The following is a 1,245-nucleotide window of genomic DNA, read 5'->3' on the forward strand; positions in this document are numbered from 1 at the left end:
CTCCTATCCCTGTTACTTCCTAATTCCTTTTTAGTGGGGGAGTGTGAACAGTTACGTGAGAACTCATCTTTCTCAAGGATTAGGATTCAGCAAAGAAGACAGAGATATCAATATTCGTCGAATTGGATTTGTGTCTAGTTTATTGAGTCGTCATCAAGTAATTGTGATTGTCTCCGCTATCAGTCCCTATCAAGAAACGAGAGAAGAAGTAAGACAAATGACAGAAAATTTTGTGGAAGTTTATGTCAAAGCATCCTTAGATACTTGCGAAAAAAGAGATGTGAAAGGTTTGTATGCAAAAGCTAGAAGTGGAGAAATTAAACAATTTACAGGTATTGATGATCCCTATGAAGAACCTATCAATCCTGAAATTATTTGTCATACTGAACAGGAAACTGTTAATGAAAGTATTGCTAAAGTAATATATAATTTAGAGAAAATAGGATATATTTCAACTTGATTTAATAATAAATTTATTAAACTAATAACATCAATAAATAAAGATATATTTCCAAATGAATAACCAATCAATCCTAGTTGTTTTGAAAAAGCTCACTCCTGAAAAAATTATCTTTTGTCTTTCTATCATTTTAAGTGTAATCTGTTTTGTCTATTTAACCAAAGGCTATTATTACTTAATCATAGATAAGCAGGGTGCATGGGATTTGCATTCTCGCTGGCAAGAACAGCAATATATTTATCGTGGTTTATATCCTTATGATATTACCAAAGGTTCGCTTCTTGGGGTAGATATAGCGAAGCTGTCACCAGGGGCAAGATAGGCTGAAAGCCTTACTGTGAAAGACTCTCACAACAAGAACACTTCTTTGTAACTTTTTAGACCTCAAACCACCTGAGTTCGACGTAAGAGAATAACTTACAAGTGTTGACGGGAAAGAGTTTCAGGGTTACATAAATTTTTAGCAGTTGTCAATAATTTTCAGTTGTTGACAATTGATTGGGAATAAATAATATAAATTGTAAATTTTTCTTAAAAACCATTAAATAACATTACTAATCATACTTAAGATTGCACCAAAAATTTAAGAATAAAGTAGTTGTTTGAGCAAGGAAAAATTGACAATGGAATTAGAACAATTATTTTGTGCAATAGATGATTTCTGTTTGGATTTTGAAGCAAAATTGAACTCAGAACTAATTTCGAGCCAGTCACAAAAAAGAAAAAGAAAAAGTCTCTTATGTTTAAGTGAAGTCATGACTATTATTGTTCATTTTCACCAATCA

The 1,245-nt window shown here is 31.7% G+C and carries 1 protein-coding gene and 1 pseudogene; both read left to right on the forward strand.

The window, feature by feature from the left end; genetic code table 11:
- Positions 1 to 55: 55 nt before the first annotated feature.
- Positions 56 to 460: pseudogene (cysC, locus tag FJR05_RS16450) on the forward strand (adenylyl-sulfate kinase); the annotation flags it as partial.
- 55 nt (positions 461 to 515) lie between these two features.
- Complete coding sequence (locus FJR05_RS16455) at positions 516 to 782, forward strand: hypothetical protein (protein ID WP_168645098.1); 267 nt, start codon at positions 516 to 518, stop codon at positions 780 to 782.
- The last annotated feature ends 463 nt before the right edge of the window (positions 783 to 1,245 follow it).

Origin of the sequence: Dolichospermum sp. UHCC 0259, from assembly GCF_009711935.1 — a bacterium.
Taxonomy (GTDB): domain Bacteria; phylum Cyanobacteriota; class Cyanobacteriia; order Cyanobacteriales; family Nostocaceae; genus Dolichospermum.